This is a genomic window from Pseudomonas sp. 102515, assembly GCF_031085165.1.
Classification (GTDB): domain Bacteria; phylum Pseudomonadota; class Gammaproteobacteria; order Pseudomonadales; family Pseudomonadaceae; genus Chryseomonas.
The window spans coordinates 345,156-357,907 of record NZ_JAVHTY010000005.1 but is presented as its reverse complement, the minus strand read 5'-3'; the positions used below and the strand labels follow the sequence as shown (position 1 = coordinate 357,907).

At 65.7% G+C, this 12,752-nt stretch carries 10 protein-coding genes and 1 riboswitch; of the genes, 4 read left to right on the top strand and 6 right to left on the bottom strand.

Annotation, left to right across the window (positions count from 1 at the left end; all coding sequences use genetic code 11):
* Positions 1-150 precede the first annotated feature (150 nt).
* The 3 genes from RCF34_RS20225 (at position 151) to RCF34_RS20215 (ending at position 1,576) form a co-directional block, all read left to right on the top strand.
* The gene (locus RCF34_RS20225; RefSeq protein ID WP_308709773.1) at positions 151-705 is read left to right on the top strand and encodes a hypoxanthine-guanine phosphoribosyltransferase; all 555 of its coding nucleotides are present in this window, start codon (positions 151-153) and stop codon (positions 703-705) included.
* Complete coding sequence (locus tag RCF34_RS20220; protein WP_308709772.1) at positions 702-1,172, top strand: WbuC family cupin fold metalloprotein; 471 nt, start codon at positions 702-704, stop codon at positions 1,170-1,172. The genes RCF34_RS20225 and RCF34_RS20220 overlap by 4 nt, the downstream gene beginning before the upstream one ends.
* A gap of 116 nt (positions 1,173-1,288) precedes the next feature.
* A complete protein-coding gene (locus RCF34_RS20215; RefSeq protein WP_308709771.1) occupies positions 1,289-1,576 on the top strand; it encodes a PA4642 family protein in 288 nt (95 codons plus the stop codon).
* A 213-nt stretch (positions 1,577-1,789) separates the two neighbouring features.
* Here the strand turns inward: RCF34_RS20215 and RCF34_RS20210 are convergent, their stop codons facing one another.
* The 3 genes from RCF34_RS20210 to ahcY all read right to left on the bottom strand — a co-directional run bounded on the left by RCF34_RS20210 (position 1,790) and on the right by ahcY (position 6,159).
* Positions 1,790-3,679 carry a DEAD/DEAH box helicase gene (locus RCF34_RS20210; RefSeq protein ID WP_308709770.1) on the bottom strand — a complete coding sequence of 630 codons (1,890 nt, stop codon included), beginning with the start codon at positions 3,677-3,679 and terminating at the stop codon, positions 1,790-1,792.
* 184 nt (positions 3,680-3,863) lie between these two features.
* Positions 3,864-4,700 carry a methylenetetrahydrofolate reductase [NAD(P)H] gene (gene metF, locus RCF34_RS20205; RefSeq protein ID WP_308709769.1) on the bottom strand — a complete coding sequence of 279 codons (837 nt, stop codon included), beginning with the start codon at positions 4,698-4,700 and terminating at the stop codon, positions 3,864-3,866.
* 52 nt (positions 4,701-4,752) lie between these two features.
* Positions 4,753-6,159: an adenosylhomocysteinase gene (ahcY, locus tag RCF34_RS20200; RefSeq protein WP_208693809.1), complete on the bottom strand. Its 1,407-nt coding sequence runs from the start codon at positions 6,157-6,159 to the stop codon at positions 4,753-4,755.
* Positions 6,160-6,181: 22 nt separating this feature from the next.
* Positions 6,182-6,324, bottom strand: a riboswitch (S-adenosyl-L-homocysteine riboswitch).
* 151 nt (positions 6,325-6,475) lie between these two features.
* Between ahcY and RCF34_RS20195 the strand changes: the two genes are divergently transcribed.
* On the top strand, positions 6,476-6,871 hold the full coding sequence (locus RCF34_RS20195) for an acyl-CoA thioesterase (RefSeq protein WP_064309293.1): 396 nt from the start codon (positions 6,476-6,478) through the stop codon (positions 6,869-6,871).
* Here the strand turns inward: RCF34_RS20195 and RCF34_RS20190 are convergent.
* The 3 genes from RCF34_RS20190 to purH all read right to left on the bottom strand — a co-directional run bounded on the left by RCF34_RS20190 (position 6,855) and on the right by purH (position 12,690).
* Positions 6,855-9,629 (bottom strand): response regulator, encoded by a 2,775-nt coding sequence (locus RCF34_RS20190; RefSeq protein WP_308709768.1) that lies wholly within the window; start codon positions 9,627-9,629, stop codon positions 6,855-6,857. The two genes, RCF34_RS20195 and RCF34_RS20190, sit on opposite strands and share 17 nt — an antisense overlap.
* Before the next feature lie 94 nt (positions 9,630-9,723).
* Entirely contained in the window at positions 9,724-11,007 is a 1,284-nt protein-coding gene (gene purD / locus RCF34_RS20185) for a phosphoribosylamine--glycine ligase (RefSeq protein ID WP_308709767.1), read from the bottom strand.
* A gap of 90 nt (positions 11,008-11,097) precedes the next feature.
* Positions 11,098-12,690, bottom strand: a complete 1,593-nt coding sequence (gene purH, locus RCF34_RS20180) for a bifunctional phosphoribosylaminoimidazolecarboxamide formyltransferase/IMP cyclohydrolase (RefSeq protein WP_308709766.1) — start codon at positions 12,688-12,690, stop codon at positions 11,098-11,100.
* Positions 12,691-12,752 lie beyond the last annotated feature (62 nt).

Sequence of the window (12,752 nt, the reverse complement as noted above, 5' to 3'; positions counted from 1 at the left end):
ACATTAAAGCATCCGACTCGAGGTGGGCAGTACCCTGCGACAATCATAGCCGCCTGGCGGCGCTTGAGATCGGTTCGCGGTGTCTGTACCTTTGCCGCCTTTTATCCGCGCCAGCCATCGGGCAGGCGCCCCGTCCCCCGGAGAAGCCCCATGTCCGCCGATCTCGCCCATATCCGCCAGATCATGCAGGAAGCCGATTGCCTGTATGACGAAGCCCAGGTCGAAGCGGCCATCGACCGGATCGCCGCGGCCATCACCGTCGATCTCGCCGAGCGCAATCCGGTGGTCTTCTGCGTGATGAACGGCGGTCTGATCCTGACCGGCAAGCTGGCCACCCGGCTGAATTTCCCGTTGGAAATGTCCTACCTGCACGCCACCCGCTATCGCAACGAGACCACCGGCGGCGAGCTGTTCTGGAAGGCCAAGCCCGAAGTGTCCTTCATCGATCGCGATGTCCTGATCGTCGACGACATCTTCGACGAGGGTCACACCCTCAAGGCCATCATCGACTTCTGCCGCCATGCCGGCGCCCGCGAAGTCCACACCGCGGTGCTGATCGACAAGACCCACGACCGCAAGGTCAAGGGCCTGGAAGCGACCTACGTCGGCCTGCCCTGCATCGATCGCTACATCTTCGGCTACGGCATGGACTACAAGGGCTACTGGCGCAACGCGCCCGGCATCTATGCCGTGAAGGGACTGTGACCGCGCGGCTGTTGGATCAGGCGCTGTTCGCCGACCTGCTCCGGCAGGCGGCGGCCAGCCCGCGACGGCGGGCCCATCACAACCTGCATCGCATGGACGAGCCCTGCCATCGCCTGGTGGTGGGGATGTGCGAAGACAGCTACATACCGCCCCATCGCCACCTGGATCCGCACAAGGCCGAGAGTCTGCTGGTGCTGCAGGGCCGGCTCGGGCTGCTGACCTTCGGCGAAGACGGGCAGGTGCTGCTGCGCCGCGAACTGTCCCAACGCGCCGGTTGCCCGGGCGTCGATCTCGCGCCCGGCCACTACCATGCGCTGGTCGCCCTGGGGGGCGACTGTCTGTTCTTCGAATGCAAGGCCGGACCCTTCGTGCCCCTGGGCGAGGGTGAACGGCCGGCCTGGGCCCCGCTGGAAGGCGTACCCGATGCCGAGCGCTATCGCAGCTGGATGCGCGCTCAATTCGATTGAACCTTCGACCAGGGTCGCGGTATCGCCGCGGTTTGTCACTGGCGGGCAGGCGAGGGGCGGGGTTAGAATCGGCCCTCCTTTTCTCCAAAGAATCCCCCAGCACAGGTAGCCAAAGGATGCGTAAGGATAAAAAGCAGGTCATCGGTGAAGAGATCAGCGACGAGCAGATCAAGCTGTTTCTCGCGGTCGAGCCGGCGGACGATACTCCCGCGTCTCTGCACAAGCTGGTCAAGGCCTATCGCGGCCTGCGCCCGGACGACTTCGAGCGCTTCGTCGGCTTCTTCGTCGAGGCTGGCTACGACCTGGATGCCCGTAACGACCAGGGTGAAGACTTCATCGAGCTGATCCGCGGCCATCGCCAGGCCGAGCCCTATATCGACGCCCTGCGCGCCGCCCACGCCTGATTCGGTTGATAAGTGCCTGCGCTCGGTCATGCTGCTGCGTTAAAAACCGGCTCGGAATGCTCATTTACCCTTTGTAAACTCCGCTTCCTCGCCGATTTTTACCTTGCCTGACCTTCGCTCGGCGACTTCTCAAACAAGCCTAAAAAAGAAACCCCGCCATGGCGGGGTTTCTTTTTGCCTGGTGAACGGACCGCCTGAGCGGCCCGTCGGCCATCAGGCGTCGCGGTTGCGGGTCAGCAGCGCGGGCTTCTCGCTGCGCGGCCGGCTCGGCATCTCTTCCAGCTGCTCCAGGGTCGGCAGGCGATCGGCACGCGACGGCTTGTGCACGATCTTCGGCTGCGGCTTGTTCGACGGCCGCTCTTCGGTGGCATAGGCGCGCGGCTCGCTGGGCGCGGCTTCATAGGGGCGGGCGGCACGGGGCTGGCCGTTCTGACCGCGACGCTTGCCGGGCTGCTGCTGTTGCTGGCTGCGCGGACCGCGGGCAGCACCCTGGCCCTGGCCCTGGCGGGGCTGGCCTTGGCTGCCGGTCGCACCGGCGCGCGGCGCGTTGCCGCCGTTGCCACTGCGCGGACCCTTGCGACCCTTGCCCTGGTAGGGGCTCACGTAGTCGACGCTGTTGCCGAAGTTGTCGTAGGCGTCGTCCAGGAATTCTTCCGGATCACGATTGCGCGGCTGCTGGGCGACGGCCTGGCCGGGTTGCACGGCGGCCTTGTCCTGGTCGGCGTCATCGCGATCGCGGCGGTCGCGACGATTGCGGGAACGACCCTTGCGCTCGCCCTGGGGCTGGGCGCCGGACGGCTCGCCACCGGCGGCCTTGCCCTGGTTCTGGCTCTGACCTTGATTCTGGCCCTTGCCTTCGCTGCGCGCCGGCTTGTCGGCCTTCTTCTGGCGATTCTGCTGCGGCTTGCCACGCGGTTCGCGCGGCGCCCGGACTTCCGGCTGCTCGGGTGGCACGGACTGCGGGTCGAAGCCCTGCATGTCGCCGTCCGGGATGCTCTGCTTGGTCAGGCGCTCGATGGCCTTGAGCAGCTTCTCTTCGTCCGGGGAGACCAGCGAAATGGCTTCGCCGCTACGACCGGCCCGACCGGTACGGCCGATACGGTGGACATAGTCTTCCTCGACATTGGGCAGCTCGAAGTTGACCACGTGAGGCAACTGATCGATGTCCAGGCCGCGGGCGGCGATGTCGGTGGCGACGAGGACACGAACCTCGTTGCTCTTGAAGTCGGCCAGGGCCTTGGTACGCGCGTTCTGGCTCTTGTTGCCATGGATCGGCGCCGACGGCAGGCCATGCTTGTTCAGGTACTCGGCGAGGCGGTTGGCGCCGTGCTTGGTCCGGGTGAACACCAGCACCTGTTCCCAGGCACCCAGGGTGATCAGGTGGGCGAGCAGGGCGCGCTTCTGGTTGGCGGGGATACGGAACAGCCGCTGTTCGATGCGCTCGACGGTGGTGTTCGGTGGAGTGACCTCGATCCGCTCGGGATCCTGCAGCAGCTTGCCGGCGAGGTCGGTGATGTCCTTGGAGAAGGTGGCCGAGAACAGCAGGTTCTGGCGGCGGGCCGGCAGACGGGCCAGGACCTTCTTCACGTCGTGGATGAAGCCCATGTCCAGCATGCGGTCGGCTTCGTCCAGCACCAGGACCTCGACGGCGGACAGATCGACGCTCTGCTGACCGGCGAGGTCCAGCAGACGACCCGGGCAGGCGACGAGCACGTCCACACCCTTGGCCAGGGCGGTGACCTGCGGCTTGAGGCCGACGCCACCGAAGACGCAGGCGCTGCGCATGGGCAGGTCGCGGGCGTACACCTTGAAGCTGTCATGGACCTGGGCCGCCAGTTCACGGGTCGGCGTCAGCACCAGCACGCGGGGCTGCTTGGCCACATAGTGGTGACCATCGGGATGACCGTTGGGAAACAGGCGCTCGAGCACCGGCAGCGCGAAGCCACCGGTCTTGCCGGTGCCGGTCTGGGCAGCCACCATCAGATCGCGACCCTGCAGGACGGCCGGAATGGCGCGTTGCTGAACAGGCGTGGGATTCGTGTAGCCAGCGTCTTCCACAGCGCGGGCAAGGGCCTCGGAGAGACCGAGGGAAATGAAGGACATGCGGGGTTCCTGTCTCTGTCGGCGTCCCGCCGACGTGGGGGCGCGGTTGCGCTGCCGGTTGACGTCCGAAAGGCTTGGGACGTCTCGCCCACCCTCGTCATCCTGCGCTGGATGACGAGTCGGGCGATGACCGGTAGCGGTAATCACGATTGGGTAAAGTCGCCGCCAGTTCGCCTGGCCGACTTCAAAAACCGAGGTTTCGCCAGATGGCGATACACGGCTCCGCTTGGTTCAGGGTATAGAAGTGCACACCGGGTGCCCCACCTTCGAGCAGGCGCTCGCAGAGGTCGGTCATGACTTCTTCGCCAAAGGCCTGGATGCTCTGGGTGTCGTCACCGTAGGCTTCCAGTTGCTTCCGCAGCCAGCGTGGCAGTTCAGCGCCACAGGCATCGGAAAAGCGCGCCAATTTGCTGTAGTTGGTGATCGGCATGATGCCAGGGATCACCGGGGCTTCGACTCCCAGTTTGCGGACACGTTCCACAAAATGGAAGTAGCAATCGGCGTTGAAGAAGTACTGGGTGACCGCGCGGTCAGCACCGGCCTGCATCTTGTACACGAAATTGCGCACGTCGTCCGTAAAGCTGCGCGCCTGCGGATGGGTTTCCGGATAGGCGGCGACTTCGATATGGAAGTGGTCGCCGGTTTCCTCGCGGATGAAGGCGACCAGATCGCTGGCATGGCGCAATTCGCCACCGCCGGACAGGCCCATGCCGGACGGCAGGTCGCCACGCAGGGCGACGATGCGGTTGATGCCGGCTTCCTGGTACTGCTGCAGCAGCTCGCGCAGCTTGGCCTTGCTGTCACCGACGCACGACAGGTGCGGTGCGGTCGGTACGCCGACCTCGTCGTTGAGCTGGCGGACGGTGCGATAGGTACCGTCGCGGGTGGAGCCGCCGGCACCATAGGTGCAGGAAAAGAACTCCGGCCCGTGACTCGCCAGTTGCCGCGCCGTGGCGATCAGCTTCTCGTGGCCCGCTTCGGTCTTGCAGGGAAAGAATTCGAAACTCAGACTGGGTTTCACGTCGTCTCTCTCGTGGGCGGCCACCCGCTCCGGGGAGCGGGTGGCCTGGCCATCAGTAGCGGTAGCTGTCGGGCTTGAAGGGGCCTTCCTGGGTCACGCCGATGTACTTGGCCTGAGCTTCGGTCAGGCGGGTCACCACGCCACCGAAACCCTTCACCATTTCCAGCGCCACTTCTTCGTCGAGCTTCTTGGGCAGGACCATGACGGTGACGTTGGCGGTCTTCTCGGCGACCGGCAGGTCGGCGAACTTCTCCTGGTACAGGTGGATCTGCGCCAGCACCTGGTTGGCGAAGGAGCCATCCATGATGCGGCTGGGGTGGCCGGTGGCGTTGCCCAGGTTCACCAGACGGCCTTCGGCCAGCAGGATCAGGTAGTCGTCGTTGGCCGAATCGACGGTCAGGCCGGTACGGTGGATCTTGTGCACCTGCGGCTTCACCTCTTCCCAGCCCCAGTGCTGGCGCATGAAGGCGGTGTCGATCTCGTTGTCGAAGTGACCGATGTTGCACACCAGGGCGCGCTTCTTCAGCGCCTTGAGCATGTTGGCGTCACAGACGTTGACGTTGCCGGTGGTGGTGACGATCAGGTCGATCTTGCCCAGCAGGGCGCGATCCACGGAGGCTTCGGTGCCGTCGTTCAGGCCGTCGACATAGGGCGAGACCAGCTCGTAGCCGTCCATGCAGGCCTGCATTGCGCAGATCGGGTCGACTTCCGAGACCTTGACGATCATGCCTTCCTGGCGCAGCGAGGCGGCCGAGCCCTTGCCCACGTCGCCGTAGCCGATCACCAGCGCCTGCTTGCCGGACAGCAGGTGGTCGGTGGCGCGCTTGATGGCGTCGTTGAGGCTGTGGCGGCAGCCGTACTTGTTGTCGTTCTTGCTCTTGGTGACCGAGTCGTTGACGTTGATCGCCGGGACCTTGAGGGTACCGTCCTTGAGCATGTCCAGCAGGCGGTGCACGCCGGTGGTGGTCTCTTCGGTGATGCCGTGTACGCGCTCCAGCACCTGCGGATACTTGTCGTGCAGGATCTGGGTCAGGTCACCGCCGTCGTCCAGCACCATGTTGGCGTCCCAGGGCTGGCCGTCCTTGAGGATGGTCTGCTCGATGCACCACTCGTATTCGGCTTCGGTCTCGCCCTTCCAGGCGAACACCGGGATGCCGGCGGCGGCGATGGCGGCCGCGGCCTGGTCCTGGGTGGAGAAGATGTTGCAGCTGGACCAGCGCACTTCGGCGCCCAGGGCCACCAGGGTCTCGATGAGCACGGCGGTCTGGATGGTCATGTGGATGCAGCCGAGGATCTTGGCACCGGCCAGGGGTTGCTCGCCGGCGTACTTGCCACGCAGCGCCATGAGAGCGGGCATTTCCGATTCGGCGATGATGACTTCGCGACGACCCCAGTCGGCCAGGGAGATGTCGGCGACCTTGAAATCGTTGAAAGCGGCAGGCGTGAGGACAGCGCTCATTGAAGAGTCTCCATTCGTTAGGTGCGAATGGGCGCCGTTGATGCGTTCTGATAACGCTCCGTTCGAGCCTGACAACGTCTGACGTCATGCCGGCCGTGATGCCCGCGCCAGCGGCGGGTCGGCTAGGATGGGATAACGCAGCGTGCTGCAGCGCCCCTCGAACGGAAGGCGGGGCGGCCTGGTGGCCGCGATGCGCGGGCAGTATAACGAGGATCGCGATAAACCCAAAGGGTGGCGCTCTGCCTCATGTCGATCGGAATCTACCGCGCGCACCCTGATCCGATGTCCCAACCCCCTGGAAATTCAAGGAGCCCTGATGAACTTCCATACCCGCAAGTGGGTGAAACCCGAAGACCTCAACGCCAATGGCACCCTGTTCGGCGGCAGTCTGCTGAAATGGATCGACGAGGAGGCGGCGATCTACGCCATCGTGCAGTTGGAAAATCCCAAGGTGGTCACCAAGTACATCTCGGAGATCAACTTCATCAGCGCCTCGCGTCAGGGCGACATCATCGAGCTGGGCATCACCGCCACCGAGTTCGGTCGTACCTCCATCACCCTGAGATGCGAGGTCCGCAACAAGATCACCCGCAAGAGCATCCTCACCATCGACAAGATCGTCTTCGTCAATCTCGACGAGGAAGGCAATCCGGTGCCCCACGGCAAGACCCGGATCACCTACGTCGAGGACAGGTTCAAGGAGTCGCCTTGAGTCCGCCGCGGGTCACGTCCAGGCGCCGCCGCTCGGCCCAGTAGAGCAGCAGTTCGCGCAGTTGCGAGAGTTCGATCGGCTTGCCCATGTGGCCGTCCATGCCGGCCTCCTGGGCGCGATCCTTGTGCTCGGCGAGGATATGCGCGGTCAGGGCCACCACCGGGGTGCGCGAACGATGATTCTGCTGTTCCCAGGCGCGTAGCCGGCGGGTGGCGCCGAAGCCGTCCAGCAGGGGCATCTCGCAATCCATCAGGATGAGGTCATAGGTGTTCTGCTGGAGCTTTTCGAAGGCCTCCAGGCCGTTGCTCACGGTATCGGGTTCGACGCCGAGCTTCTTCAGCATGCCGCGGATCACCTTGACCGAGATGCTGTTGTCCTCGGCCACCAGCACGCGGAAGTCGCTGGGAATGCCGCTGGGCTGTTCCTGGGGCTCGGGCTCGCTGACCCGCTGGCCGCGGCGCGACAGTTCGTCGGCCAGGGTGGCTCTGAGGGTATAGCCGGCCACCGGCTTGGCCAGCACCCGCTTGATGCCGGCGTTGCGGGCGATGACCTTGCTCGGCGCATTGCTCAGACCGGTGAGCATGATCAGCAGCAGATCGTGGTTGAGATTCTCGTCTTCGTTGATGCGCGCGGCGAGCTGCATGCCGGTCATGCCCGGCATCTGCTGATCGAGCAGCACCACGTCGAAGTATTCCCGCAGGTGCGACTGGGTGCGCAGCAGGGCCAGGGCCTCGCGCCCGGAGGCGGCGGTCACCGCCTGCATGCCCCAGGCGCTGCACTGCTGCTGCAGGACCTTGCGGCAGAGCTCGTTGTCGTCGACCACCAGCACCCGCACGTCCTGCAGCGGATAGTCGCTGTCGCCGCGCGACAGGACCAGCGCCTGCGCCGGGATGGGCAGGCTGATCCAGAAGCTGGAACCGCCCTCGGCATTGTTCTGGATGCCGAAGTCGCCCTGCATCAGCAGCACCAGCTGGCGGGCGATGATCAGGCCGAAATCCAGGCTGTCGGTGTCGCTGGCGAGGAAGTCGCGTCGGTCGAGGTGGGTGGACAGCAGCTGGCGACTCAGCGCCGCGTCCAGCGGGGTGCCGCTGTCCTGCACCGAGATGCGCAGGCGCGGCGGTTGGCCGGTGGCCTCTTCCAGGGAGATCACCAGCAGGATCTCGCCTTCCTCGGTACGCTGGAAGGCGTTTTCCAACAGGTTGAGCAGGATCTGGCGCAGGCGGGTCGGGTCGCCGATGAAACGGCGGGGCACCTGGGGCTGGATGAAGCTGAGCAGTTCGACCCGGTGCTCCTCGGCGCGCGGCCGGAAGATGTCCAGGCAGTCGTCGAGCAGGGCATTGAGGTCGAAGGTGACCTCCTCGAGTTCGATCTGGCCACTTTCCAGGCGGGTGATGTCGATGATCTCGTTGATCAGATTGAGCAGCTCCGCGCCGGCGCTGTGGATGGTCTGCACATAGTCGCGCTGCTTGGCCGACAGCGCCGTGCCCTGCAGCAATTCGGTCATGCCCAGCACGCCGTTCATGGGGGTGCGGATCTCGTGACTGATGCGCGAGAGGAATTCGGCCTTGCCCTTGAGCTCCGCATGGTCGGCGGCTCTGTCGCGGGTGCGGGTGAAATGCTCTTCGCGCAGATAACGACGCCGCTCCTCCAGGGCCAGGGTCAGCAGGATGCCGCTGAGCATGCAGCTGGCGATCAGGCCGCGGCCCATCCATACCGGCGGATTGGCATAGCCGGCCAGGATCGGCAGCGCGATCAGCCCGGCCAGGGCCAGCAGGGTGCAGCTCATCACCAGCAGGCGCGCATAGTTGGCGCCCTGGTGCCAGCGCTCCAGGGCGATGGTCAGGCAGGCGAACAGCGCCAGGCCATTGACCGCCATCAGCCAGTCGCCGACATAGAATTCGCCGGCGCCAATGCGCACCACGGCGGCCAGGCCGACCAGTGCCAGCAGGCTGCGCAGCGTGCGACGGACCCAGAGCGGCAGCCGCCGCCAGCCGAAGAAGGCACCCACGAGATTCAGCCCGGCGGCGCTGCAGGCCAGCACCGACAGATCGGTCAGCAGCGGCGTCTGGCCCTTGAAGGTTCCTAGGAAGAACTTGCTCAGTCCGAAGATGTTCAGGGCCACGCAGACCAGCATCACCAGCAGCAGGGTAAGGGCGCTGGTGGCGCGACTGCGGTGGTAGAGCAGCTGGGCGCCGTTGTACAGCGCCAGCATGGCCAGGCAGCCGAGCAGCACGCCGAACATCACCAGGCGATGGGTGATCTCGGCTTCGGCGCTGCTGCTCAGGGTCAGGGCGATCCGCATCGGCTGGGGCGATTCGAATCTCAGGAAGAGGTCGAGTGGCTGATCGCTCTGCGGAATCGGAAAGACGAAGTCGCGACTGAGTTGCTGGGGGTTGAGCAGCGGCCGCGACAGGCCATCGCGGATCTCGCTGAGCAACTGGTCGTCGCGATAGGCGAAGAAATCCAGATAGCCGACGTTGGGCGAGATGATGCGCAGCAGACGCTGCTGGGTATCGGGCTGGATGCGGGTGTGCAGCCAGAGCGCACCGGGACCGGCCGGGCGGTGGGCCCTGGCGGTGGTCAGCGGTTTGAAGGCGGACAGCCGATCACGGACATCATCGAGCGAGAATTCGCCGGTGACGTCCTCGTACTGCGCCCAGCCCGCATCCGGCGAATTCTCGGCCTGCACGGAATTGGCCACCAGCAGCAACAGCAGCCAGCTGACCACAAAGCCTATGGCGATCCAGAGCCGGTGCACGAGAGTTCCCTTCGCAAATGCGGACGTCAAGTATAGATCAGCCCGTCACGTCTGTTGACGTAACAGTGTAACAGGCCGATCCCTTAGGCGAGCTTCACTGTCGCTCGCGAGCGATGGCGCGGTAGCCGATGTCGCTGCGGTAGAAGCAGCCATTCCAGGTGATTTCCCGAGCCAGCGCATAGGCGTTCTGCTGGGCGGCGGAGACCGTTTCGCCCAGGGCCGTGGCGCACAATACCCGACCGCCGGCCGTGACGACCTGACCGTCGCGCAGGCTGGTGCCGGCGTGGAACACCTTGCCCGGCAGCGCTGCGGCGGCCGCGAGGCCGGCGATGGCGTCACCCTTGGCGTAGTCGCCCGGATAGCCGCCGGCGGCCAGGACGATGCCCAGGCTCGGGCGCGGATCCCAGCAGGCTTCGATCTTGTCGAGGGCCTCGGCCAGGGCGGCTTCCACCAGCAGCACCAGGCTGGACTGCAGGCGCAGCATCACCGGCTGGGTCTCGGGATCGCCGAACCGGCAGTTGAATTCGATGACCTTGGGCGCGCCACTCTGGTCGATCATCAGACCGGCATAGAGGAAGCCGGTGTAGACATTGCCTTCGCTGGCCATGCCGGCCACGGTGGGCTCGATGATCTCGCGCATGACCCGGTCGTGGACCGCCGCGGTCACCACCGGTGCCGGGGAGTAGGCCCCCATGCCGCCGGTGTTGGGACCGCTGTCGCCGTCGCCAACGCGCTTGTGGTCCTGGCTGGTGGCCATCGGCAGCACGTGCTTGCCATCGACCATGACGATGAAGCTGGCTTCCTCGCCATCGAGGAATTCCTCGATCACCACCCGCGCACCGGCATCGCCGAAGGCATTGCCGGAGAGCATGTCACGCACCGCGTCCTCGGCTTCGGCCAGGGTCATGGCGACGATCACGCCCTTGCCGGCGGCCAGGCCGTCGGCCTTGATCACGATGGGCGCACCCTGCTCGCGCAGATAGGCCAGGGCCGGCTCCACCGCGGTGAAGTTGGCGTAGGCGGCGGTGGGGATCTGGTGCCGGGCCAGGAAGTCCTTGGTGAAGGCCTTGGAGCCTTCCAGCTGGGCAGCGCCGGCGGTAGGGCCGAAGCAGGGCAGGCCGCGCCTGCGGAACAGATCGACCACGCCGGCCACCAGGGGCGCCTCGGGGCCGACGATGGTCAGCTCGACGTTGGCGGCGGCGAAGTCGGCCAACTGGTCCAGGGCCAGGACGTCGAGGGCGACGTTCTCGCACTTGGCTTCGGTGGCGGTGCCGGCGTTGCCGGGGGCGACGTAGACCTTGGTGACCCGGGTGTCCTGGGCGACCTTCCAGGCCAGGGCGTGTTCGCGACCGCCGCTGCCGATGATGAGTACATTCATGAAGCTTTCCTCTGGGCGGACCGCACGCGGCCATCCGCCGTTGACGATGGAGTCGACGCCGAAGGCCCAGTGCCTTCGGCGGGGCGAACCTTAGTGGCGGAAGTGGCGCATGCCGGTGAAGACCATGGCGATGCCCGCTTCGTCGGCAGCGGCGATGACTTCGGTGTCGCGCATGGAGCCGCCCGGCTGGATCACCGCGGTGATGCCATTGGCCGCGGCGTTGTCGATGCCGTCACGGAAGGGGAAGAAGGCGTCCGAGGCCATGACCGCGCCGGCCACGGTCAGGCCGGCGTGTTCGGCCTTGATGGCGGCGATGCGTGCCGAGTTGACGCGGCTCATCTGGCCGGCGCCGATGCCCACGGTCTGCTGGCCCTTGGCGTAGACGATGGCATTGGATTTGACGAACTTGGCCACCTTCCAGGCGAAGATCAGGTCCTGCAGCTCCTGCTCGCTGGGCGCACGCTGGGTCACGACCTTGAGGTCGTCGGCGGTGATCATGGCGATGTCGCGGCTCTGCACCAGCAGACCGCCGTTGACACGCTTGAGGTCCAGGCCGGGCTTGCGCTCGGCGGGCCATTCGCCGCACTCCAGCAGGCGGACGTTGGCCTTGGCCGCCACTACGTCGCGGGCCTCGGCGCTGACGCGCGGGGCGATGATCACCTCGACGAACTGGCGTTCGACGATGGCGCGCGCGGTCTCGGCGTCGAGTTCGCGGTTGAAGGCGATGATACCGCCGAAGGCCGACTCGCTGTCGGTGGCATAGGCCAGTTCATAGGCCTGGCGGATGTCGCCGGCCACGGCCACGCCGCAGGGGTTGGCGTGCTTGACGATGACACAGGCCGGCTCCCCGTAGCTCTTCACGGTTTCCAGGGCGGCATCGGTGTCGGCGACGTTGTTGAAGGACAGCTCCTTGCCCTGCAGCTGGGTAGCGGTCGCCACGCAGGCTTCGCTGGCGTGCTCGACATAGAAGGCGGCCTGCTGGTGCGGGTTCTCGCCGTATCTCATGTCCTGCGCCTTGATGAACTGGGCGCTGAAGGTGCGCGGGAAGGCGGCCCGGCCTTCGGTGGACAGGGTCTCGGCCTGCTGGTCGATGCTACCCAGGTAGTTGGCGATCATGCCGTCGTAGGCGGCGGTGTGCTCGAAGGCCTTGAGTGCCAGGTCGAAGCGCTGGGCATAGGTCAGGCCGCCGGCCTTGAGGTCGTCGAGGATGGCCGCGTAGTCGCTGGCATTGACCACGATGGCGACGTCCTTGTGGTTCTTCGCCGCGCTGCGGACCATGGTCGGGCCGCCGATGTCGATGTTCTCGATGGCGTCGGCCAGGCTGCAGCCGGGCTTGGCCACGGTGGCGGCGAAGGGGTAGAGATTGACCGCGACCAGGTCGATAGGACGGATGCCATGTTCGTTCATCACCTCGTGGTCGACGCCGCGACGACCGAGGATGCCGCCATGGATCTTCGGATGCAGGGTCTTGACGCGACCGTCCATCATCTCCGGGAAGCCGGTGTAGTCGGCGACTTCCACTGCCGGGATGCCTTCGTCGCGCAGCAGTTTGTAGGTGCCGCCGGTGGACAGTATTTCCACGCCGATGGCCGCGAGTTCACGGGCGAAGTCGACGACGCCCGTCTTGTCGGACACGCTGATCAGCGCACGGCGGACGGGGAGGCGAGAGGTCTGGTCGGTCATGGTCATGTCCATCAGGAGGAGAAAGACCGCCGGTCGAGCCTCTGGGCCGCCGGCGAGGAGGC

Coding starts and splice junctions, on each gene's coding strand:
- RCF34_RS20225 (WP_308709773.1), top strand. CDS start 151: ATGTCCGCCGATCTCGCCCATATCCGCCAGATCATGCAGGAAGCCGAT.
- RCF34_RS20215 (WP_308709771.1), top strand. CDS start 1,289: ATGCGTAAGGATAAAAAGCAGGTCATCGGTGAAGAGATCAGCGACGAG.
- RCF34_RS20210 (WP_308709770.1), bottom strand. CDS start 3,679: ATGTCCTTCATTTCCCTCGGTCTCTCCGAGGCCCTTGCCCGCGCTGTG.
- ahcY (WP_208693809.1), bottom strand. CDS start 6,159: ATGAGCGCTGTCCTCACGCCTGCCGCTTTCAACGATTTCAAGGTCGCC.
- RCF34_RS20195 (WP_064309293.1), top strand. CDS start 6,476: ATGAACTTCCATACCCGCAAGTGGGTGAAACCCGAAGACCTCAACGCC.
- purD (WP_308709767.1), bottom strand. CDS start 11,007: ATGAATGTACTCATCATCGGCAGCGGCGGTCGCGAACACGCCCTGGCC.
- purH (WP_308709766.1), bottom strand. CDS start 12,690: ATGACCGACCAGACCTCTCGCCTCCCCGTCCGCCGTGCGCTGATCAGC.